Genomic DNA, 21,193 nt, shown 5'->3' with positions numbered 1-21,193 from the left:
AAAGGACGTGTAAACTCCGCTGCAAAAATGGCAGGCTCCCACTGGCGTGTGCCTGTGCCCTGTCTTTAGAGGTGCTCTTGAAACCGACAATCAGCCTACGGCGAGCGCAAAACCGCCCGTATCTTGACCGGAACACCATTTGCGGTCAATACAGCAAATGGGCCAGTTTCAAGCCGCGCGTCTTTGATTTGTCTGGCTTGCAGTGAATTCAAACAAACGTTTGTATTGGACCCTGCCAGTGGTGTAGATATAATGCCCGGCCTTATAGAGAGAGCGGCGCCTCATCCATTGCGTCCTTGGCCTGCGCCGAGGGAATAATGGATGAAACGCCAAACCTCCAATTAGAAAAATACCGTTGAGCCTTGAGTAGGAGAGAACCTGTGGAACGCGAATACATGGAATTCGACGTGGTCATCGTCGGCGCCGGCCCTGCCGGTTTGTCCGCCGCCTGCCGCCTGAAGCAGAAGGCCGCCGAAGCCGGTAAAGAAATCAGCGTCTGCGTGGTTGAAAAAGGCTCCGAAGTCGGTGCTCACATCCTGTCCGGTGCGGTATTCGAACCCCGCGCCCTGAACGAATTGTTCCCGGACTGGAAAGAGCTTGGCGCTCCGCTCAATACTCCGGTCACCCGCGACGATATCTATGTACTGCGCAGCGACAGCACCGCGACCAAGGTGCCAGACCTGTTTGTGCCCAAAACCATGCACAACGAAGGCAACTACATCATCTCCCTGGGCAACCTGTGCCGCTGGCTGGCACAGCAGGCCGAAAACCTGGGTGTAGAAATCTACCCGGGCTTTGCTGCTCAAGAAGTGCTGTTCGACGAAAACAATGTGGTGCGCGGGATCATCACCGGCGACCTGGGCGTTGACCGCGAAGGCAACCCCAAGGAAGGCCTGTACACCCCGGGCATGGAACTGCGCGGCAAGTACACCCTGTTTGCCGAAGGCTGCCGTGGCCACCTGGGCAAGCAACTGATCGAGCGCTTCAAGCTCGACAGCGAAGCCGACGCCCAGCACTACGGCATCGGCCTGAAGGAAATCTGGGAAATCGACCCGGCCAAGCACCAGCCAGGCCTGGTGGTACACACTGCAGGCTGGCCGCTGGACATCGTCAGCAGCGAAAACACCGGGGGTTCGTTCCTCTATCACCTGGAAAACAACCAGGTGGTTGTCGGCCTGATCGTTGACCTGTCCTACAGCAACACTTTCCTGTCGCCATTCGACGAGTTCCAGCGCCTCAAGCACCACCCGGTACTCAAACAGTACCTGGACGGTGGCAAGCGCATCAGCTACGGCGCACGCGCCCTGGCCAAGGGCGGCCTGAACTCGCTGCCAAAAATGGTCTTCAACGGTGGCGCACTGATCGGTTGCGACCTGGGCACCATGAACGTAGCGAAGATCAAGGGCAGCCACACCGCCATGAAGTCCGGGATGCTTGCAGCAGAAGCCGTGGCCGACTCACTGCTGACTGGCTCCGAAGGCGGTGATGCACTCGACACTTACGTTGAAGCCTTCAAGGCCAGCTGGTTGTTCGACGAACTGTTCGCCAGCCGTAACTTCGGCCCGGCAATGCACAAGTTCGGTCCGATCATGGGCGCCGGTTTCAACTGGATGGACCAGAACATCTTCGGCGGCAAACTGCCGTTCACCCTGCACGACACCAAGCCAGACTATGCGTGTCTGAAACAGGCCAAGGACTGCAAGAAGATCGACTACCCGAAACCGGACGGCAAGCTCAGCTTCGACAAGCTCAGCTCAGTGTTTATCTCCAGCACCAACCACGAAGAAGAGCAGCCGTGCCACCTCAAGCTGCGCGACCCGAGCATCCCGATCAGCGTTAACCTGCCGCTCTACGACGAGCCTGCGCAGCGTTATTGCCCGGCGGGTGTGTACGAAGTGATCACCCAGGAAAGCGGCGAGAAGCGCTTCCAGATCAACGCGCAAAACTGCGTGCACTGCAAGACCTGCGACATCAAGGACCCTTCGCAGAACATCACCTGGGTCACCCCGGAAGGTGGCGGCGGGCCGACTTACCCGAACATGTAAGTCAAAAGGCTCCTTCGGGAGCCTTTTTATTGCCCCCGGCTTTTTTGTGGGAGCGGGCTTGCTCGCGATGGGATCGCCCAGCCTTGCCTGACAGCCTGCGCTGCCCGCATCGCGAGCAAGCCCGCTCCCACAACACGCCTGTCACACCGATTGACTAGCACCCCACCCCTTCATGCCCCGGGCTGCGTTCGAAGTAACGCTTGTACTCGCGACTGAACTGCGAGGTACTTTGATAACCCACCCGCTCCGCCACCTGCGCCACCCCCAAGCCCTCGCTCAGCAGCAACTGCTGCGCGCGCAACAACCGCAACCGCTTGAGGTACTGCACCGGCGACAACAACGTGCTGCGCTTGAAATGCTCATGAAAGGTGGACGCGCTCATGTTTGCGCAACGGGCCAGGGTCTCGACATTCAGCGGCTGGGCAAAGTGCTCGTGCAAATAGCTTAACGACGCCGCCACCCGGGCAAACTGCCCTTGCTGCTCAACCAAAGCCCGCAATACCCCCGCCTGCGGCCCGCGCAGCGCAGCAAACAACACCTCGCGCAAACGCGCCTGGCCCATAATCCGGCACTCCAGCGGGTCATGCAGACAACGCAGCAAGCGCTCCACCGCCTCGCGCATGTCGTCATCCAGCACCGCCGAGGTCATGGACTCCGGCGTCTGCGCCACGGCATTGCGATCCGCTGTCAGGCCCATTGCCAGCACCAGCTCACCCAGCACTGCACGATCAATACTGATGGCCACCCCCAACAGCGGCATTTCTTCACTGGCGAAGGTTTCGCACTCGAACGGCACCGCCAGCGCCTGCACCAGATAATGCCCGGCGCCATATTCCAGGGTGCGCTGGCCCAGATAGGCCAATTTACTGCCCTGGGCGATCACCATCAGGCTAGGCTCATAGATCTGCGGCATCCGGGCCACCACCCGGCACGCAGAAACCACCCGGACTTCAGGCAAAAGGGTCGACACAAAACCGGTCTGTGTTGCCAAGGGTTCGATCAGAGACACCAGCGCGGCATTCTCGTCGCGATGACGGGTCAAAAACATGGATAAAGGTTCACAGGAGGAATAGACAGCCGCATCTTCGCAGAATTGGTCAATAAAGCGACAGCCGGCCCGACACTCCGGAGTAATAGGCATGACAGGCGGAGGAATCGTCATAGTCCTGCAAAGCAACCAGGCGCAAAATCGCCCCCTCTCCACAGTTAACGTTTCGCGAGGTTCACATGTCCACAGTCACTTACAACGCTATCGGTTATGCCGCCCAGAATGCCAAGGCACCTCTGGCGCCCATGCAGTTCAACCGTCGCGCCCCACGACCGGACGACGTTGCCATCGAAGTGCTGTACTGCGGCGTTTGCCACTCCGACATCCACCAGGCGCGCAATGACTGGGGCTTCGCCACTTACCCGCTGATGCCAGGCCACGAAATCATCGGCAAGGTTACGGCCATTGGCGATAAAGTCACCAAGCACAAGGTCGGCGATCTGGTCGGCGTGGGCTGCATGGTCGATTCGTGCCGCACCTGCTCGGCGTGCAAGGAAGACCTGGAGCAATACTGCCTGGAAGGCATGACCCAGACCTACGCCAGCCCGGACCGCATCGACGGCACCCTGACCATGGGCGGTTACTCGGACAAGATGGTCGTCAGCGAACACTTCGTGCTGAGCATCCCGAAAAACCTCGACCCGGCCAGCGCCGCACCTCTGCTGTGCGCCGGTATCACCACCTACTCGCCACTGGTTCACTACGGCGTGGAAGCGGGCGACAAGGTCGGGATTCTGGGCATGGGCGGCCTGGGCCACATGGGCATCAAGTTCGCCAAGGCCCTGGGCGCTGAAGTGACCCTGTTCACCCGCTCCGAAGCCAAGGCTGAAGAAGCCCGTCGCCAGGGCGCCGACCATGTGATCGTGTCCACCGATCCCGAGCAGATGAAAGCCGCTGCCGGGCACTTCGACTTCCTGCTGGACACCATTCCGGTGCCGCACGACCTGAACCCGTACCTGGAAACCCTGACCTTTGACGGCGTACACATTCTGGTGGGCCTGATCGAGCCGGTTGAGCCAGCACTGAACGCCTTCAACCTGGTGTTCAAGCGCCGCGTACTGGCCGGTTCGCTGATCGGTGGCATTGCCGAAACCCAGGAAATGCTCGATTTCAGTGCCGAGCACGGGATTACCTGCGACATCGAAATGCTCGACATCAAAAACATCAACGAAGCCTTTGAGCGCGTGGTCAAAGGCGATGTGAAATACCGCTTTGTGATCGACATGAAAACGCTGAAAGCCTAAGCGTATCGACGTTTGTGGGAGCGAGCCTGCTCGCTCCCACCGTCATGTGCCTTGAGCTTTACCCGCCAAGCTGCGCCGATATCTGCTGCGCCGCTTGGGTAATGACCGGGATCAGCCCGGTCATTTTCTCGTGGGGCATATAGGGCACGGTACTGGCGATGCTGATCGCCGCAACGATCTGTCCGCTGGCATCACGGATCGGGGCCGCCACACAGCGGATCGACGGTTCGTTGTCTTCCAGGTCGAACGCATACCCTCCCGCCACATAACTGCGCATCCGCGCCTCGAACTGCTCCCACGACGGCTGCGGATGATCCGGCCACAACGGGTTCTTGCCGCCGGTACTCAGCCCCGCCTCATATAAACGCCGCCATTCCTCCAGTGAGGCATCCAGCAGCATCGCCTTGCCGATCCCGGTGCGTACCAGCGCCATGCGATGCCCCACCCGCGAGCGCATTTCCGGGCCATTTCGCCCCGGGTTCTTGTGCAGGTACAGCACTTCGTCCCCCTCGCGCACCGCCAAATGAATCGTGTCGCCGGTCAACGCCGACAACTGATCCAGAAACGGCGCGGCCAGCGTCACCAGCGGCAACTCCTCACGGGCCTGAAAGCCCAGTTCGATCAATTTGGGGCCCAGCAGATAGCCCACTTTGGGCAACACCCGCAGGTAACGTTCATCCACCAGGCAACTGGCGAGGCGATGGGTCGTGCTGCGCGTGGTGCCGATCACCCGGGCGATGTCCTTGAGATCACGCGCACCATTGGCCACGGCCTGTACCACCGCCAGGCCACGGAGCAGGGTTTGGGTTCCGGTGGGTGCTATTTTCGTGGAGTCGTCCTGCATAGCCAGCCTTTGCATTGAGGGATGGGAGCCGGGCAGCATTATGGTCGCCCGGCCCGCAGACGGCTACAGCTCGATCCGCTCGACCTTGCCCACCAACAGGATGTAGGACAGCGCCCCCAACAGCGCCAGCACCGAAATATAGGTGATGGCCGGGGCAAAGGAGTCGCCGCTGGCCAGAAAGCCGATCACGATCGGCGTGGCAATCGCCGACAGGTTGCCGATAAAGTTGAACACCCCGCCCGTCAGCCCCAGTAGCCGCGCCGGGGCCAGGGTCGAGACCAGCGACCAGGTGATCGACGCCAGCCCGTTGCCGAAGAATGCCAGCGCCAGGAACGCGATCACCAGGGGCGTGGAGTCGACAAAGTTGGCGCCAATAATCGACGTCGAGATCAGCAGCCCGCCGATGATCGGTAACTTGCGGGCAAAGCCAACCGAGTGGCCGCGGCGGATCAGCCAGTCAGAGAAAAACCCCGAACACAGCACGCCCACGAAGGCCGCCAGGAACGGCAGCGAAGCCAGCAGGCCGGACTTGATAAAGTCCATGCCGCGATACTTCACCAGATAAGTGGGGAACCACGTCAGGAAGAACCACAGCGTCGAGTTCAGGCAAAACTGCCCTAGGTAGATGCCCCACAGCTTGCGCTTGCTGAGCACGATGCCCAGGTCCAGCCAACTGAACGGCGCCTTGCGTTTGGCGGTTTGGCTCTGGATATCCACCAGCCCGCCCCCTTCGGCGATCAGATCGATTTCCGCCTGGTTGGCACCCTTGAACTCCCGCGGTTCGCGGTACACCGCGTACCAGATCACGGCCCAGACAATCCCCACCACACCGGTGCTGACAAACACCATGTGCCAGCCCCACTGGTGCTGCAGCCAGGCCAGTACCGGGGTCAGGAACGCCAGGCCAACAAACTGCCCGGAGGTGTAGAAGCCAATGGCCGTGGCGCGCTCGCGCTCGGGGAACCAGGTGGTCACCACGCGGCTATTGATCGGGTACGCTGGGGCTTCCAGCGCGCCCACCGCCATGCGCAACACGAACAGGGCGATAAAGCTGGCAGCAAAACCGAGCATCACCGTGGCCAGCGACCACAGCAGCAAGGCGACGCTGTAGAGGATACGCGGCGGCACCCGGTCCACCAGCCAGCCGCCGGGGATTTGCATGGCGGCATACGTCCAGCCGAAGGCCGAGAAAATCAGCCCGACGTGGATCGGGTCGATACCCAGGTCGCTGGTCAGTGCGGGCGCAGCGATCGACAGGTTACTGCGGTCCAGGTAATTGATGACCACGGTGATGAACAACAACACCATGATAAAAAAACGCTTGCGGCTCGGCGCCACCAGAATCGCGGGTGCGACAGTGCTTGCAGATGACATGGGCTTGCCTCGTTCTTATGTTTATTGAGGTCGACGCTGAATCTGTAGTCGCTGCCGCAGGCTGCGAGGGGGCCATCGGTGCTTGCGATATAACGTGTTGCTGCGCAACCCTTCGCAGCCTTCGGCAGCGACTACATGAGTGGCATTACCACTCGGCAAAACTGCCATCGGCGTGGCGCCAGATCGGGTTGCGCCAGCGGTGGCCGGTCAGCGCCCGCTCCTGTACATACTCTTCGTTGATCTCGATGCCCAGGCCCGGGCCATTGGGGATCTTCACAAAACCCTTGTCGTAGTCGAACACGGCCGGGTCCTTGATGTAGTCCAGCAGGTCGTTGCTTTCGTTGTAATGAATACCCAGGCTTTGTTCCTGGATAAAGGCGTTGTAGCAAACGGCGTCCAGTTGCAGGCACGCTGCCAGCGCAATCGGTCCCAGCGGGCAGTGCAAGGCCAGCGCCACGTCATAGGCCTCGGCCATGTTGGCGATTTTGCGGGTTTCGGTGATGCCGCCGGCATGGGACGCATCCGGCTGGATGATGTCCACATAGCCTTCGCTGAGCACCCGCTTGAAGTCCCAGCGCGAAAACAGCCGCTCGCCCAGGGCAATCGGCGTGCTGGTCAGCGGTGCCAGTTCCTTGAGGGCCTCGTAGTTTTCACTGAGCACCGGCTCCTCGATAAACATCAGCTTGTACGGGTCCAGCTCTTTCATCAGCACCTTGGCCATCGGCTTGTGCACGCGGCCATGGAAATCCACGCCAATACCGACATTGGGCCCCACCGCATCGCGCACGGCGGCGACGTTGGCCAGTGCCAGGTCGACCTTGTCAAAGCTGTCGACAAATTGCAGCTCTTCGGTGCCATTCATTTTCACTGCGGTAAAGCCACGGCTGACGGCCTCTTTTGCCGCACGGGCGGTGTCGGCCGGGCGGTCGCCGCCGATCCATGAATACACGCGGATCTTGTCCCGCACCTGGCCGCCCAACAAGTCGCTGACCGACACACCCAGCGCCTTGCCCTTGATGTCCCACAGCGCCTGGTCGATGCCGGCCAGGGCACTCATGTGCACCGCCCCGCCCCGGTAGAAACCGCCGCGGTAAAGCACCGTCCAGATATCTTCGATATTGCGCGGGTCCTTGCCGATCAAGTAATCCGACAGCTCGTCCACCGCAGCGGCCACCGTGTGGGCGCGGCCTTCGACCACGGGTTCGCCCCAGCCGGTAACGCCTTCGTCGGTTTCAACCTTGAGGAACAACCAGCGCGGCGGAACCAGGTACGTCGTGAGTTTGGTGATTTTCATCGTCTTGTCTCTCTTGTTCGATGGGGTGCCAGTCAGGCGACCTGACGCCGGGCATTCCAGGCATTTACATAGGCTTTGGCGCGAACCGCCACTTGCTCGGGGCTCATCCCGGGCTTGAACAGGCCGGAACCCAGCCCGAAACCCGACACCCCGGCATCCACAAACACTTGCATGTTGTCCGGGGTAATCCCGCCCACCGGGATCAGCAACGTGCCGGCCGGCAACACGGCCAGCCAGGCCTTGACCACGGCCGGGCCCATTTGCTCGGCCGGGAACATCTTCAGTACATCGGCACCCTCGGCCAGCGCGGCGAAGGCCTCGGTGGGCGTGGCCACACCCGGCGACAGGTACAGACCGGCCGCCCTGGCCGCGCGCAGCACCTTGGGGTCGCTATGGGGCATGACGATCACCTGCCCGCCGGCGGCCTTGACCTGTTCGACCTGCTCCGGCGTGAGCACCGTGCCCGCACCGACCAGGCAGTCGGCGGGCAAGGTGCTGCGCAGGATGCGAATACTTTCATAGGGCTCGGGGGAATTGAGCGGCACTTCAAGGGTACGAAAGCCCTCGTCATACAGAACTTTGCCGATGGCCTGTGCCTCGTGCGGGCGCAAACCGCGCAGGATGGCGATCAATCCGTTTGTTGCCAGTGCTTGCTTGAGCATCTCAGCCCTCCAGATGAGTGTGTTGGAGTAACCCCGCCGCATGGGCCAGGTGCCATAAACCCTGTTCGGTGGCCTGTTCTGCCAGGCTCACCTGCGCAAAGCCGCAGGCGGCCAGGGCCCGCTGGTAGCGTTCGCACAGCTGTGAATTGCCAATAAGGATGATCGCGGGCAGTGGCTGCTCACCGAGGCTGTGGCGCAGCGCCGCCAGCTCATGGCCAATCAGCAGGCCGGACACATAGTCGGGCTGCTGCGTGGCACTCAACTGACCGGTCAGGCCCAGGGTGCGGGCGCTGAACAGTGTCGACAGCGGGCCGAGCCGGCCCTGCGGTGACAAGGCCACCTGCACGCCGCGGTCGAACGCTGCGTCATCGAATTGCGCGGTGCGCCGCTGGGTGCGGCCCAGGATCGTGTGCTCGCAAACGGCGGCGTACAGCTCGCCGGTCATGAACGTATCGAAATGCACCAGAGCACCGTCCTGCACCTGCACCCATTTGCAGTGGCTGCCCGGCAGGCCGATCAGGCACTGGTTCAGATGTGGATGGCTGCGCAGCACGCCCAGCACCTGGGTTTCTTCGCCGCGCATGACGTTGGGCAAGGTTGAATGCTCGATCACGCCGGGCACGATATGGACATCGCAGCCGCGCACACTGCGCACCACTTGCAGGGCGGTGCTCAAGGCCGCGAAGCTGGCCGGGGTTTGGCGATAAGGGGCTTCGCGCCAGCCCTGGGCGCTGCCAACCATGCCACAGGCGATGACCGGGATGCCGGGCGCGGTTGCGAGCCAGTCGCCGCAGGCGTCATCGAAAGCCAGCTCAAAGCCGTTCGCACACCAGTGGCCGGCAACCCACCGTGGCGTAGACGGCAATTGCATGATGCCGCTGGCCAGGGCGCGCATTTTCAGCACCTGCCCGCCGGGGCCGAGTAAATAAGCACGAAGAGAGGTCGTCCCCCAATCGAGCGCGATCAATTGCGCCTGCATCGCTTCACCTGTTTTGTTTTTAGCAGTGAATGCCGTGGATCAGTGCGGGCGACTATAAACCGTGATTGCAATAAATCTCAATATATAAATATTCATCCCATATTTAGGGATTAGGCAAAACACACCTGCAGCCGCTGACTCGCAGAGCAAGTCAGCGGTTACAGGAAGGGATCTTGCAAAGGGGGATTACGGCTCAAGGCCGATAGGGAAAAACTCGCCAGCACTCCACACGCCCAACCAGTTCTGGCCGTCGATTTCACGCACCACCGCCAGCTCTACCAATTGGTAGAACACATTGCGATGAATCAGCGCTTCGAGGTTGCGCCGCACGTGCAGGTAAGGCGCGGGTTCCTGGGTGGCCGGGTCGATGACAAAGCGCAGCGGGTGCTCGGGACCGGCACTGATCGACTCGTCGACATTGGTGGTGAAGCGCAGCACTTGCTGCTCCCCCGCCACTTCCACGTCCAGAGCGACCGCCACGAAAGGCGCGTCATCGACCTTGATGCCGACCTTTTCAACCGGGGTGATCAGGAAATAATCATCGCCATCGCGGCGAATGATGGTGGAGAACAATTTGACCATCGGTTTGCGGCCGATCGGCGTGCCCATGTAATACCAGGTGCCATCACGGGCGATGCGCATATCGATGTCACCGCAAAACGCCGTATCCCACAAGTGAACGGGCGGCAGGCCCTTGTCGGCCCTGGGGATTTGCGCCAGCAGGTTACTGACGTCTACCGGCTCGCTCATGGTGCTCTCCTCGACTTATTGATCGCTCAAGCCTATCAAGCTGCGGGCGTATTTAGCCAGCGGCGGGCCGATCAGATCGGCAGGCTTGTTGTCATGGAACGTCAGCAAACCGCCGCGGCTGCGGATGGTGGCGGTGTCGATCAGGTACTGGGTGCTGGTTTCGATCAGCATCAGCTGGATCACGCCGCTGTCGATGCCCAGGCGGCTGATTTCTTCCTGATCGAGCCATTCGTCGCTGTTGCCGATGCGGTCATCGGCCCGGGCAAAGCGGGTGTACAGTAAATAGTGAGCGCCAAAATTACGCGCTTCGGTCATCGCCTCGTCGAGCCCGACCGGCGCTTTGGCGCGGCGCACCATGGGGAAGTATTCGACAAAGCCATTGAAGGCTTCCTCGGCAACGATATTGGGCCGCACATAGGGGTCGCCGATCGGTGCAAACGGGCCTTGGGCGATATAGATAAAGGAATCGGGTTGAATGCGCAGCGAATTACTGCGCCGCGTATTGCTGTGATCGAGCAGACCGGCGTCGCTCATTTGATAGCGTGCGCCTTCACCCAGATCGCTGACGGTCATGCAGCCGCCCAGTGTCAAAAAAGCCAGCAATACAATCAGACCACGCATCCCGCTCTCCCGATGGCCGGCGACAAAAAACCGGCGAATAGCCCCTAGATGCAGATTGCGCGCCAGTTTGCGCAACATATCAATTGCGTAGCAGCTGCCGAGGAACGAGGCTGCGTCCGGCGGCGAAGCCGTCGTAATACCTAAGCACTCAATAAAACTGACGCACCGAGGCGCCTGAATTACGACGGCTTCGCCGCCGGACGCAGCCTTCGTTCCTCGGCAGCTGCTACAGATTAGCCGCCGATGATTTTCATCACCGTGGCGCCACCCGAGAAGGCAATGTCCTGCTTGTCGCCCAGGGCTTTCATCAACAGGCCTTGCAGCGCTGGCAACGCCTCGTGCCGCGGCTTGTTCAACAGGTCGCCCACATAGTGGCGGTTACTCGACGACAGGCAACCATGCAGCCACCCCGTCGAAGACAGCCGCAACCGCGAGCAGGTCCGGCAAAACGGCACGCTTTCGTTGGCAATGACCCCGAAATAGCCGTGCCCGGGAATCTGATAGCGCACCGCCGTGGCGTCGATGGGTGCATCGGCCTGCAAGTACTCATGACGCTCGCCAATCAGCGCCAACAGCTGTTGCAAACTGACGAACTGCTGAAGAAAGGCATTACCGTCACTGGCCAGATGCCCCATGCGCATCAGTTCGATAAAGCGCAACTCATAGCCACGCTCAAGGCAGTACTCCAGCAAAGGCATAACCTGATCCAGGTTCTGCCCGCGCAGCGGCACCATATTGACCTTGATCTTGATCCCGGCCTCGCGGGCCTGCTGCATGCCGTCGAGCACGGTCGCCAGGTCGCCGCCCCGGGCAATTCGGCGGAATGCTTCAGGGTCGAGGGTATCCAGGGAAACGTTGATGCGAGCGATGCCCGCGTCCAGCAGCAGCGGCAGTTTGCGCGCAAGCAACTGGCCATTGGTCGTCAGGCTGATATCACTCAGACCGAGCTGACCGACCTCACCCATAAACGTTTCGAGCTTGGGGCTGATCAGCGGCTCGCCGCCGGTAATGCGCAGGCGCTCGATGCCTGCAGCTTCGATCAGGTAGGCCACCCCGCGCACCATCGCTTCAGCCGACAGCTCATTCTGCGCCGCCACCAGCCGTTTGCCGTTGGGCACACAGTAAGTGCAGGCGTAGTTGCAGGCAGACGTCAGACTGATACGCAAATTGCGAAAACGTCTGCCTTGGCGATCAACGATCATGGATGACTCCGGCGCGGGTGAAATGGGCCGCTGCAAAACCTGACTCATAAATCAGGTTTTGGCAAGACCCAAGCCTGAGTATAAGCCTCAAGGCCATCTGCCATGAAGGCAAATACGGGCCTTGATTACTCTACCGCCGGGGTGTCGCTGTCACGCTTGCGCTTGTTGCCCATGCGCACGCCGATGTCCATCAGGAACTGGAAGAAACCTTCCTGATCTTCCAGCACATTGCTCCAGAACGGCGAGTGGTACAGCGCTACCGCGCCATGTACCAGGGCCCAGGCCGCGCAGTAATGGAAGTATGGCGGTACGTCTTCGAGCTTGCCTTCACTGATGCGCCCCTTGATCAGCAGGGTCAGGCGCTCAAAGTTGGAAGCGCGGATCTTGTGCAGTTCTTCGACCAGTTCCGGCACCTGGTTGCCCTTGACCACCTTCTCTTCGAGGCGGTCGAACAGCCGGTAGCGCTGCGGGTCGCGCATGCGGAACTCAAAGTAGGCACGCGACAGCGCCTCCTTGTCCTTGTCCACGTCAGCAGAGTGCAGCAACTCGTTCAAATCGCGCTCGTAGTCGAGCATCAGGCGCAGGTAGATCTCGGCCTTGGACTTGAAGTGCTTGTAGATCGTGCCTTTGCCGATACCCACGGCATCAGCAATCATCTCGACGGTGACACTGTCTTCACCCAGGTCGAGGAACAGCTTGAGCGCGGTATCGAGAATTTCTTGCTCGCGGCGACGAAACTCACGGACCTTACGGGGTTCTTTGTGCATAAGAAAAGGTCTGTTCGGGTCAAAATCGAAGCGGAGTATTATGCATTAGTCACGCTAAATTGCACGGATCATCCTGCATATCGATGGGGTCAAACGTTTTACCCGCGAATCGATGAGCACTCAAGCGAAGCTGGGGTATTCCAAATCTGTTTAAAAAACGATCAACCGCGGCTGGACGTTCGACAAAGCTGGCCAATACTTAACATGTCGGTGCGACATCCCCCCCAAAGTGTGGCGCCGATATTGGCCGCAATGGACTGTGCGCCTTTGTTTTACTCCTAATGGTCTTAACCCGAATTCCCCAGAGTTCGGGTTTTTTTTGCCTGCTGTTCAGTTAAACGCGAAACCTGTGGCAGCGGGCTTGCTCGCGATACAGGCAACCCGGTTTACCAGATACACCGCAGCGATCCCATCGCGAGCAAGCCCGTTCCCACAAAGCCACGCAATTATCTGACCCGGGCCAGCGGAAACAGCCGCTTGAAGTTTTCAGTGGTTTGCTCGGCGAAGCGCTCGTAGGACTCACCGCGCAACATGGCCAGGAAATCCGCCACTTCCCGCACATATTGCGGCAGGTTCGGCTTGCCGCGATGGGGAATCGGGGCGAGGTAAGGCGAATCGGTCTCGACCAGCAAGCGGTCGGCAGGCACCTGGCGGGCTACATCGCGCAGCGCGTCAGCATTGCGGAAGGTCACGATACCCGAGAGCGAAATGTAATAGCCCATGTCCAGCGCCGCCCTGGCCATGTCCCAGTCTTCGGTAAAGCAATGCAGCACGCCAGCCTGGGGCAAGGCCGCCTCGCGCAGCATCGCCAGGGTATCGGCGCGGGCCCCGCGGGTGTGGATCACCACCGGCTTGCCGGTCTGTTGTGCCGCTTCCAGATGCACCCGGAACGACAGCTGCTGCAGGTCGGCGGCTTCAGGCTCGTAGTGGTAGTCCAGGCCGGTTTCGCCAATGGCCACTACCTGCGGGTGATTCAATTCGCCCAACAACCAGTCCAGCGCCGGCGCTGCACCAGGCTGCACATCCAGCGGGTGGACGCCCACCGAGCAGTCGACATCGGCATAGCGCTCGGTCAGGGCTTTGACATCCGCCGCATTGTCGGCACTGACACCGATACACAGAAAATGCCCGACGCCGCACTGGCGCGCTGCCTCAAGGGCGGCATCCAGCGAGCCGTCATGGGCGCTCAGATCAAGACGATCGAGATGGCAATGGGAGTCAACCAGCATACAAAAATTACCTGTTTATCAATTCAGTCAAATCAGCGCTGGCCGGGCAGGCCAGCCCACTGCACCAGCAGCGCTTCGAGCAACAAGTCACGATTAAGGTTGGCCTTGCTCAAGACCTTCTGGCGTTGGGCAAGAATCCAGTCCTGGATAGTCAGCACTTTGTCCTGGGGGGTCTTTTGTGCCAGGTATTGCAGGACTTTGCGCATGTCTTCCAGGCCAAGGCCGGCTTCGTCCTGGGTCAATTGATAGCGCAGGATCAGGCTCGACCAGTCGCAGAACCAGTCAAACAGCAACAGCAACGGAATAGCTTTCCAGCTTTCAGCCAACTGACTGGCCGACAGCTCGCGCTTGAGCAACTTCTTGACGCCCTCCACCACCGCTGCGCGCTGCTCGCGCACACCCTGGGCCTGCAGCTTGACCGCCACCAGGGGCGAACCTGCGGCCAGGGTCAGCAACTCGACGCGCTCGGCTTCGCCGAGGTCGGGCAGCGCACTGGCCAGCCACTCAAGGCTCAGCGCCTCACTGGGCAGCGGGCAGGCCTGCTGCACGCAACGGCTGCGAATGGTCGGCAGCAACCGGCTCGACTGATGGCTGACCAACAGCAAGATGGTGTTGCCCGACGGTTCTTCAAGGCTTTTGAGCAAGGCGTTGGCGGCGTTGATATTCATCGCTTCCACCGGCTCGACCAGCACCACCTTGCGCCCGCCCAGCTGGGCGGTCTGCACCACAAAGCTGACCAGCTCGCGCACCTGGTCGACCTTGATCGCCTTGTCGGCCTCTTCCGGCTCAAGAATGTAGTTGTCGGGGTGGCTGCCCGCCGCCAGCAACGAACAGGACTTGCACACACCGCACGCCTCAAGCCCCACCGGCTGCTTGCACAGCAGGCTGGCCATCAAGCGCTCGGCCAGCGCCCGCTTGCCGATGCCCGCCGGGCCGTGCAGCAGGTAGGCGTGGGCATGCTGTGCGCGCCCGGCCATCTGCTGCCACAGGTTGTCTTGCCACGGATAGGCCTCAGCCACGGTGCATGCCCAGCAATTGCGGCAACAGCGCGTCGAGCTGGCCCTGCACATGGTCCAGGGTTTGCCCGGCATCGATCAGGCGATAGCGTCCGGGCTCGGCCTTGGCGCGATCAAGGTAGGTGCTGCGCACCGCATCGAAAAATGTGCGGCCTTCCTGCTCAAAGCGGTCCAGTCGACCGCGAGCGCTGGCACGGGCCATGCCGACTTCAATCGGCAGGTCGAATACCAGGGTCAGGTCTGGGCGCAGCGCGCCCTGAACAAAGGTCTCAAGGGTCGCGATACGCTCATGGGACAAGCCTCGGCCGCCGCCCTGATAGGCATAGGTGGCATCGGTAAAGCGATCACACAGCACCACCGCGCCACGCGCCAGTGCCGGGCGAATCACTTCGGCCAGATGCTGGGCGCGGGCCGCGAAGACCAGCAGCAGTTCGGTGTCGGCACACATGGCGTCATCGCTGGGGGTGAGCAGCAGCTCGCGGATACGCTCGGCCAAGGGCGTGCCGCCGGGTTCGCGGGTCAGCACCACGTCAATGCCTTCGGCGCGCAAGCGCTCTGCCAGGTATTCGCGGTTGGTGCTTTTGCCCGCGCCTTCGGGGCCTTCCAGGGTAATAAACAAGCCAGTCACAGGCAGCAATCCTTAATCAGTGTCTGTCGGGCCTTGCGGCTCGACCGGGGAAGTCTGCGGTTCAGCCGCCGGGGCCGGCGCGGGGCTCGAACGGTAATCGGCACGGCGCTTGATCTGGAATTCGCGCACAGCAGAGTTGTGCGCATCCAGATCATCGGAAAACGTGTGGCTGCCATCGCCCTTGGCCACAAAGTACAGGCTGGTGCCATCCGCCGGGTGCAGCGCGGCGTGAATAGCCTCGCGCCCCACCATTGCAATCGGCGTCGGCGGCAAGCCGGGGATGGTGTAGGTATTGTAGGGCGTAGGCTCGCGCAAATGGGCACGGGTCAGCTTGCCGGTATAGCGCTCACCCAGACCGTAGATCACCGTAGGATCGGTTTGCAGCGGCATGCCGATTTTCATCCGGCGTACAAAAACCCCGGCAATCTGCCCACGCTCTTGCGGCACACCGGTCTCTTTTTCCACCAGGGACGCCATGATCAGCGCCTGGTAAGGGCTGGCATAAGGTACAGCAGGGTCACGCTGTTCCCATTCCTGGGCCAGTACTTTATCCAGACGATCGTAGGCTTTTTCCAGTAGTTGGGCGTCGGTCATCCCGCGTACAAAACGATAGGTGTCCGGGAAAAACCGCCCTTCAGGGAATACCCCTTCGTGCCCGAGTTTGGCCATGACTTCGCTGTCGCTCAGGCCGTCGAGGGTCTGTTCGATTTTTTCGTGTTTGGCCAGGGCGCTACGCACTTGGCGAAAGTTCCAGCCTTCAACCAGGGTCAGGCTGTATTGCACCACCTCACCCCGCTGCCACACACCGATCAGGTCCTGAGCGGTCATGCCCGGCGTCATGCGGTATTCGCCGCTGTGCAGGGGCTGGCCTTCAAGGTTGAAGCGCCAGTACAGGCGCAGCCAGAAAGCGTCGTCCAGCGTGCCGTCTGCTTCCAGGCGATTGAACGTACCGGTGGGCGTGGCGCCTGCGGGTACATCGAGCATTTGTTCTTGCGTCAGGTTGAGCGGTTGCTCCAGCGCCGAGTTGAGCTTCCAGGCGCTGGCGCCCAGCACCAAGCCCGCCAGCACCAGACCCATCTGCAGCAGCACCAAGATTTTACGTTTCACGAATCAGACATCCAGTAGGGTGCGAGCAATGCCTTGCAGTTTACGGGTGAGTGGCCCCACCGGCCAGCTCAGGTCTGCAAAAGCGCGCACGGGCCAAATGCCATACACACTGTTGCAGAGGAAGAGTTCATCGGCCTGCTGCAGCTGCGCAAGGCTGATGTCGGTGACATGACACGGGATACCCAGGCGCCCGGCCTCAGCCAGCAGTGCCGCGCGCATCACGCCAGCCACGCCGCAGCGGCTCAGGTCGGCGGTCAGCAAAACCCCGTCACGCACCACAAACAGATTACTGAACACACCTTCAATCACCCGCCCCGAGGTGTCGCGCATCAAGCCCTCGGCACAGGCCGGGTCTTGCCATTCGGAGCGCGCCATGACCTGTTCGAGTCGATTGAGGTGCTTGAGCCCGGCCAATAGCGGTTGCTCGGCCAGACGGGTGGCACAGTCAAACAGCTTTATACCGTGCACCCCATTGGCTTCAGGGTACGCAGCCGCCGGACTGGCTTGCAGAATTCTTCGAGGCAAGGCCCCGGGGGATGCGCCATAACCGCGCTGGCTGTCGCCGCGGGTCAGGATCAGCTTGAGCACGCCTTCGCCCATCGCGCAGGCGTAAGCCAGCAATTCGCTGCGGATCAGTGATTGATCCGCAACAATCGCCAGCCGGGAACAACCGAGTGCCAGGCGCTGCAGGTGCAGCTCCAGCAGCAACGGCGTGCCAGCCTTGACGGCGATGGTCTCGAACAGCCCATCGCCATAGGCCAGCCCACGGTCTTTAAGCGACGCCAGGGCGCTCGCCGGTTGACCGTCGACCCAGCTTTGCATTACTCGGCGTACCGGCGGAACACCAGCGAGCCGTTGGTGCCACCAAAGCCGAACGAGTTGGACAACACCACGTCAATCGGCATTTCGCGCGGGGTATGCGGCACGAAGTCGAGGTCGCAGCCTTCATCGGGCTCGTCGAGGTTGATGGTCGGCGGGGCAATCTGGCTGTTGATGGCCAGCACGCTGAAGATCGCCTCGACCGCGCCGGCGGCACCCAGCAGGTGACCGGTCATGGACTTGGTCGAACTCACGGCCAGGTTGTAGGCGTGATCGCCGAACACCGACTTGATCGCCGAAACTTCCGCCAGGTCACCGGCAGGCGTCGAAGTACCGTGGGCGTTGATGTACTGCACCTGGTCAGGGTTGACCCGGGCATCACGCAAGGCATTGGTGATGCAACGCGCAGCACCTGCACCATCGGCCGGAGGCGAGGTCATGTGGAAGGCGTCGCCGCTCATGCCAAAACCGATCAGCTCGGCGTAGATGGTCGCGCCACGCGCCTTGGCATGTTCGAGCTCTTCAAGCACCAGCGCGCCGGCACCGTCGGACAGCACAAAGCCGTCACGGCCCTTGTCCCACGGACGGCTGGCCCGCGTCGGGTCGTCGTTGCGGGTCGACAGCGCACGCGAAGCACCAAAGCCGCCCATGCCCAGACCGCAAGCAGCCATTTCTGCGCCACCTGCAATCATCACATCGGCTTCGCCGTAGGCAATGTTGCGCGCCGCCATGCCAATACAGTGCGTACCGGTAGTACACGCCGTGGCGATGGCGTAGTTAGGCCCCTGTGTACCCAGGTGGATAGACAGAAAGCCGGAAATCATGTTGATGATCGAGCCAGGCACAAAAAACGGAGAAATCCGTCGCGGGCCTTGCTCGTGCAGGGTACGGCTGGTTACTTCGATATTGGTCAGACCGCCAATACCCGAACCCATTGCCACACCGATGCGCTCACGATTGGCGTCGGTAACTTCCAGGCCGGAATTGCGCACAGCCTGAAACCCGGCTGCCAGACCGTATTGAATAAACAGGTCAAGTTTTCGGGCTTCTTTGACGGAGAGGTAATCCTCAACGTTAAAGCCCTGTACCGAGCCGCCAAAACGGGTGGAATAGGCAGAAAGATCCGTGTGTTCGATCAGACCAATGCCACTACGGCCTGCCAGAATGCCTTGCCAGGTGCTCGGAACATCCGCACCCAGTGGCGACAACATCCCCATACCGGTGACTACGACGCGTCTACGCGACACAGCACTCTCCTTTATTCTATTGACGACACTTTGCATCACACCTAAAGAAAAAACCGCACGCCAGAGCGGCAGTGCGGTTTTTCCATGACAGCGAGCAACGATTACAAACTATTACGCCTGGTGGCTAGTAACGTAGTCGATTGCTGCTTGTACAGTAGTGATCTTTTCAGCTTCTTCGTCAGGAATCTCAGTCTCGAATTCCTCTTCCAGAGCCATCACAAGCTCAACGGTGTCAAGGGAGTCGGCACCCAGGTCTTCAACGAAGGAAGCGGCATTGGTCACTTCTTCTTCTTTAACGCCCAGTTGCTCGGCAACGATTTTCTTGACGCGCTCTTCGATGGTGCTCATACCTTGTTTTCACTCCTAATGGACAAATTCAGGCAGCTGGCCAGTGGGCAAGTGTATCGAAAGCCTTTTCGGTTTTTCAACTGAAAGCTTTGCACTCACCCCGCAACAGCCGGCCGCCTATAAAAAGATTGCAGCTTTATAACGGATTTTAGACAGCTCGTATGACATTTTTTTGAAGCAATCCGTCACATTTAACTCATGTACATCCCGCCGTTGACCGGAATTGTAGCCCCAGTCACGTAGGCTGCACCGTCGGATGCCAGGAAAGCGACCACGTTAGCGATCTCTTGAGCCTGGCCCAGACGGCCCAGCGGAATCTGCGTCTGCAAGGCTTCGCGCTGTGCTTCTGGCAGCTCACGGGTCATATCGGTGTCGATAAAGCCCGGAGCAACCGAGTTGACAGTGATCGAGCGCGAGCCCACTTCACGTGCCAGTGCACGGCCGAAACCTTCAAGGCCTGCCTTGGCGGCGGCGTAGTTTACTTGGCCTGCGTTGCCCATGGCACCCACAACAGAGCCAATATTGATAATTCGTCCCCAGCGGGCCTTGGTCATGCCGCGCAAAACACCCTTGGACAGGCGATACAGACTGTTCAGGTTGGTGTCGATGACATCATGCCATTCGTCATCTTTCATGCGCATCATCAGGTTATCGCGGGTGATACCGGCATTATTGACCAGGATTGCCGGCGCGCCGAACTGCTCCTGAATGCTTGCCAGTACCGCAGCAACCGATTCGTTGCTGGTCACGTTGAGCTCCATGCCAGCGCCCTGAACACCGTTTTCTTTCAGGGTGGCAGCGATGCGCTCGGCACCTGACGCGGAAGTCGCCGTGCCAATGACAATGGCGCCCTGACGACCCAATTCCAATGCGATCGCCTGGCCAATGCCACGGCTTGCGCCTGTTACCAGTGCAACTTTACCTTGCAAGCTCATGCAGGCTTCTCCTGATTCAGACCAGAGCCAAGCGCGCAGCGGCGAAGGCATCCGGGGTATTCAAATTGTGAGTGGTAACGCCGTCGGCGCAACGCTTGCTGATGCCCACCAGGACTTTGCCCGGGCCGCATTCAACCAGGTCAACCGGGCCGCTGGCCGCCAGGGCCTGCACCGATTCAACCCAACGCACAGGTTTGTACAGCTGCTCGAGCAGATCGCGCTTGAGGGTCGGCAGATCGGCTGCCACAGCGGCACTGACGTTCTGCACCAGGGCAATGCTCGGCATTTTCCAGTCGATCGCTTCGATGGACTCGGCAAAACGCTCGGCAGCAGGGCGCATCAGCTCGCAGTGCGACGGCACGCTCACCGGCAACGGCAAGGCACGCTTGGCGCCCTTGGCCTTGCACAGCTCCATGGCGCGCTCGACAGCAGCCTTGGCCCCGGCAATCACGACCTGACCCGGCGAGTTGAAGTTGACCGCACTGACCACCTCACCTTGCGCTGCTTCTGCGCAGGCTGCCAGTACATCGGCATCTTCCAGGCCCAGGATCGCCGCCATAGCGCCCTGCCCGGCCGGTACGGCCTCCTGCATCAGTTGACCGCGACGCTCAACCAGCTTGACCGCCTGGGCCAGGGTCAGGCACTCGGCAGCCACCAGCGCGCTGTACTCGCCCAGGCTGTGGCCAGCCACGAAGTCGGGACGCTTGCCGCCCTCAGCCAGCCACAGACGCCACAGGGCAATCGAGGCAGTGAGAATGGCAGGCTGGGTAATATCAGTCTGGTTCAGCTTCTCAGCAGGGCCTTCCTGGACCAGCGCCCACAGGTCGTAACCCAGGGCAGCAGAAGCTTCTTTGAATGTTTCCAGGACCAGCGGGTGTTCCGCGCCCAGCTCGGCCAACATGCCGAGGGACTGCGAACCCTGCCCTGGAAAGACGAATGCGAGGGATGTAGACATGTAACAAGCCCCTAATGATCTTGTCGTCGGAGAATTGACGTCCTGCCGTGGCGGACGCAAGAAACTGACAGTTGGATGG

Annotated in this window: 21 protein-coding genes; 2 read left to right on the top strand and 19 right to left on the bottom strand. The window is 60.7% G+C overall.

Annotated features, from left to right (window positions below; genetic code table 11):
• Positions 1-380: 380 nt before the first annotated feature.
• Positions 381-2,045 (top strand): electron transfer flavoprotein-ubiquinone oxidoreductase, encoded by a 1,665-nt coding sequence (locus BFC21_RS25420; protein WP_120266608.1) that lies wholly within the window; start codon positions 381-383, stop codon positions 2,043-2,045.
• A 154-nt stretch (positions 2,046-2,199) separates the two neighbouring features.
• Here the strand turns inward: BFC21_RS25420 and BFC21_RS25415 are convergent, their stop codons facing one another.
• Positions 2,200-3,093 carry an AraC family transcriptional regulator gene (locus BFC21_RS25415; RefSeq protein WP_088379271.1) on the bottom strand — a complete coding sequence of 298 codons (894 nt, stop codon included), beginning with the start codon at positions 3,091-3,093 and terminating at the stop codon, positions 2,200-2,202.
• A gap of 179 nt (positions 3,094-3,272) precedes the next feature.
• Here BFC21_RS25415 and BFC21_RS25410 point away from each other — a divergent pair, with 179 nt between their 5' ends.
• Positions 3,273-4,337 carry an NAD(P)-dependent alcohol dehydrogenase gene (locus BFC21_RS25410; RefSeq protein WP_016779962.1) on the top strand — a complete coding sequence of 355 codons (1,065 nt, stop codon included), beginning with the start codon at positions 3,273-3,275 and terminating at the stop codon, positions 4,335-4,337.
• A gap of 58 nt (positions 4,338-4,395) precedes the next feature.
• On the opposite strand, the gene BFC21_RS25405 is transcribed toward BFC21_RS25410, so the two are convergent.
• From BFC21_RS25405 to fabD, 18 genes are all read right to left on the bottom strand, one after another.
• The gene (locus BFC21_RS25405; protein ID WP_095005502.1) at positions 4,396-5,181 is read right to left on the bottom strand and encodes an IclR family transcriptional regulator; all 786 of its coding nucleotides are present in this window, start codon (positions 5,179-5,181) and stop codon (positions 4,396-4,398) included.
• 63 nt (positions 5,182-5,244) lie between these two features.
• The gene (locus tag BFC21_RS25400; RefSeq protein ID WP_095005501.1) at positions 5,245-6,555 is read right to left on the bottom strand and encodes an MFS transporter; all 1,311 of its coding nucleotides are present in this window, start codon (positions 6,553-6,555) and stop codon (positions 5,245-5,247) included.
• 145 nt (positions 6,556-6,700) lie between these two features.
• Entirely contained in the window at positions 6,701-7,849 is a 1,149-nt protein-coding gene (dgoD, locus tag BFC21_RS25395; protein WP_120266607.1) for a galactonate dehydratase, read from the bottom strand.
• A gap of 32 nt (positions 7,850-7,881) precedes the next feature.
• Positions 7,882-8,511: a 2-dehydro-3-deoxy-6-phosphogalactonate aldolase gene (locus BFC21_RS25390; RefSeq protein ID WP_095005499.1), complete on the bottom strand. Its 630-nt coding sequence runs from the start codon at positions 8,509-8,511 to the stop codon at positions 7,882-7,884.
• A 1-nt stretch (position 8,512) separates the two neighbouring features.
• Positions 8,513-9,490, bottom strand: a complete 978-nt coding sequence (locus tag BFC21_RS25385) for a 2-dehydro-3-deoxygalactonokinase (protein ID WP_095005498.1) — start codon at positions 9,488-9,490, stop codon at positions 8,513-8,515.
• 186 nt (positions 9,491-9,676) lie between these two features.
• Positions 9,677-10,240 (bottom strand): DUF1285 domain-containing protein, encoded by a 564-nt coding sequence (locus BFC21_RS25380; protein ID WP_120266606.1) that lies wholly within the window; start codon positions 10,238-10,240, stop codon positions 9,677-9,679.
• 15 nt (positions 10,241-10,255) lie between these two features.
• Positions 10,256-10,861, bottom strand: a complete 606-nt coding sequence (locus BFC21_RS25375; RefSeq protein WP_088379269.1) for a DUF4823 domain-containing protein — start codon at positions 10,859-10,861, stop codon at positions 10,256-10,258.
• A gap of 233 nt (positions 10,862-11,094) precedes the next feature.
• Complete coding sequence (locus BFC21_RS25370; RefSeq protein WP_088379268.1) at positions 11,095-12,063, bottom strand: GTP 3',8-cyclase MoaA; 969 nt, start codon at positions 12,061-12,063, stop codon at positions 11,095-11,097.
• 125 nt (positions 12,064-12,188) lie between these two features.
• Positions 12,189-12,830: a TetR/AcrR family transcriptional regulator gene (locus BFC21_RS25365; RefSeq protein ID WP_016779958.1), complete on the bottom strand. Its 642-nt coding sequence runs from the start codon at positions 12,828-12,830 to the stop codon at positions 12,189-12,191.
• 446 nt (positions 12,831-13,276) lie between these two features.
• Positions 13,277-14,059 carry a TatD family hydrolase gene (locus tag BFC21_RS25360; protein ID WP_120266605.1) on the bottom strand — a complete coding sequence of 261 codons (783 nt, stop codon included), beginning with the start codon at positions 14,057-14,059 and terminating at the stop codon, positions 13,277-13,279.
• Between the two features lie 32 nt (positions 14,060-14,091).
• Entirely contained in the window at positions 14,092-15,078 is a 987-nt protein-coding gene (locus BFC21_RS25355) for a DNA polymerase III subunit delta' (RefSeq protein WP_086796070.1), read from the bottom strand.
• Positions 15,071-15,703, bottom strand: a complete 633-nt coding sequence (gene tmk, locus BFC21_RS25350; protein WP_088379266.1) for a dTMP kinase — start codon at positions 15,701-15,703, stop codon at positions 15,071-15,073. The genes BFC21_RS25355 and tmk overlap by 8 nt, the downstream gene beginning before the upstream one ends.
• 12 nt (positions 15,704-15,715) lie before the next feature.
• Complete coding sequence (gene mltG, locus BFC21_RS25345; protein WP_095005491.1) at positions 15,716-16,810, bottom strand: endolytic transglycosylase MltG; 1,095 nt, start codon at positions 16,808-16,810, stop codon at positions 15,716-15,718.
• A gap of 3 nt (positions 16,811-16,813) precedes the next feature.
• Positions 16,814-17,632, bottom strand: a complete 819-nt coding sequence (gene pabC, locus BFC21_RS25340; protein WP_088379265.1) for an aminodeoxychorismate lyase — start codon at positions 17,630-17,632, stop codon at positions 16,814-16,816.
• Complete coding sequence (gene fabF, locus BFC21_RS25335) at positions 17,632-18,876, bottom strand: beta-ketoacyl-ACP synthase II (RefSeq protein ID WP_088379264.1); 1,245 nt, start codon at positions 18,874-18,876, stop codon at positions 17,632-17,634. Before fabF ends, pabC begins: the two co-directional genes overlap by 1 nt.
• A gap of 111 nt (positions 18,877-18,987) precedes the next feature.
• A complete protein-coding gene (gene acpP / locus BFC21_RS25330; RefSeq protein WP_016779952.1) occupies positions 18,988-19,224 on the bottom strand; it encodes an acyl carrier protein in 237 nt (78 codons plus the stop codon).
• Between the two features lie 191 nt (positions 19,225-19,415).
• Positions 19,416-20,159: a 3-oxoacyl-ACP reductase FabG gene (gene fabG, locus BFC21_RS25325; RefSeq protein WP_088379263.1), complete on the bottom strand. Its 744-nt coding sequence runs from the start codon at positions 20,157-20,159 to the stop codon at positions 19,416-19,418.
• Between the two features lie 16 nt (positions 20,160-20,175).
• Positions 20,176-21,114 carry an ACP S-malonyltransferase gene (fabD, locus tag BFC21_RS25320; RefSeq protein ID WP_088379262.1) on the bottom strand — a complete coding sequence of 313 codons (939 nt, stop codon included), beginning with the start codon at positions 21,112-21,114 and terminating at the stop codon, positions 20,176-20,178.
• Positions 21,115-21,193: the final 79 nt, after the last annotated feature.

The sequence above is a fragment of the Pseudomonas sp. TMW 2.1634 genome, assembly GCF_001703595.1.
Lineage (GTDB): Bacteria > Pseudomonadota > Gammaproteobacteria > Pseudomonadales > Pseudomonadaceae > Aquipseudomonas > Aquipseudomonas fragi.
The sequence above is the reverse complement of the archived record's forward strand: the minus strand, read 5'-3'. Positions and strand labels throughout refer to the sequence as shown.

What these genes read in the sequence shown, in the direction of transcription:
- BFC21_RS25415 (WP_088379271.1), bottom strand. Translation starts at nt 3,093, where the DNA reads ATGTTTTTGACCCGTCATCGCGACGAGAATGCCGCGCTGGTGTCTCTG.
- BFC21_RS25410 (WP_016779962.1), top strand. Translation starts at nt 3,273, where the DNA reads ATGTCCACAGTCACTTACAACGCTATCGGTTATGCCGCCCAGAATGCC.
- BFC21_RS25405 (WP_095005502.1), bottom strand. Translation starts at nt 5,181, where the DNA reads ATGCAGGACGACTCCACGAAAATAGCACCCACCGGAACCCAAACCCTG.
- BFC21_RS25400 (WP_095005501.1), bottom strand. Translation starts at nt 6,555, where the DNA reads ATGTCATCTGCAAGCACTGTCGCACCCGCGATTCTGGTGGCGCCGAGC.
- dgoD (WP_120266607.1), bottom strand. Translation starts at nt 7,849, where the DNA reads ATGAAAATCACCAAACTCACGACGTACCTGGTTCCGCCGCGCTGGTTG.
- BFC21_RS25390 (WP_095005499.1), bottom strand. Translation starts at nt 8,511, where the DNA reads ATGCTCAAGCAAGCACTGGCAACAAACGGATTGATCGCCATCCTGCGC.
- BFC21_RS25385 (WP_095005498.1), bottom strand. Translation starts at nt 9,490, where the DNA reads ATGCAGGCGCAATTGATCGCGCTCGATTGGGGGACGACCTCTCTTCGT.
- BFC21_RS25380 (WP_120266606.1), bottom strand. Translation starts at nt 10,240, where the DNA reads ATGAGCGAGCCGGTAGACGTCAGTAACCTGCTGGCGCAAATCCCCAGG.
- BFC21_RS25375 (WP_088379269.1), bottom strand. Translation starts at nt 10,861, where the DNA reads ATGCGTGGTCTGATTGTATTGCTGGCTTTTTTGACACTGGGCGGCTGC.
- BFC21_RS25370 (WP_088379268.1), bottom strand. Translation starts at nt 12,063, where the DNA reads ATGATCGTTGATCGCCAAGGCAGACGTTTTCGCAATTTGCGTATCAGT.
- BFC21_RS25365 (WP_016779958.1), bottom strand. Translation starts at nt 12,830, where the DNA reads ATGCACAAAGAACCCCGTAAGGTCCGTGAGTTTCGTCGCCGCGAGCAA.
- BFC21_RS25360 (WP_120266605.1), bottom strand. Translation starts at nt 14,059, where the DNA reads ATGCTGGTTGACTCCCATTGCCATCTCGATCGTCTTGATCTGAGCGCC.
- pabC (WP_088379265.1), bottom strand. Translation starts at nt 17,632, where the DNA reads ATGCAAAGCTGGGTCGACGGTCAACCGGCGAGCGCCCTGGCGTCGCTT.
- acpP (WP_016779952.1), bottom strand. Translation starts at nt 19,224, where the DNA reads ATGAGCACCATCGAAGAGCGCGTCAAGAAAATCGTTGCCGAGCAACTG.
- fabG (WP_088379263.1), bottom strand. Translation starts at nt 20,159, where the DNA reads ATGAGCTTGCAAGGTAAAGTTGCACTGGTAACAGGCGCAAGCCGTGGC.
- fabD (WP_088379262.1), bottom strand. Translation starts at nt 21,114, where the DNA reads ATGTCTACATCCCTCGCATTCGTCTTTCCAGGGCAGGGTTCGCAGTCC.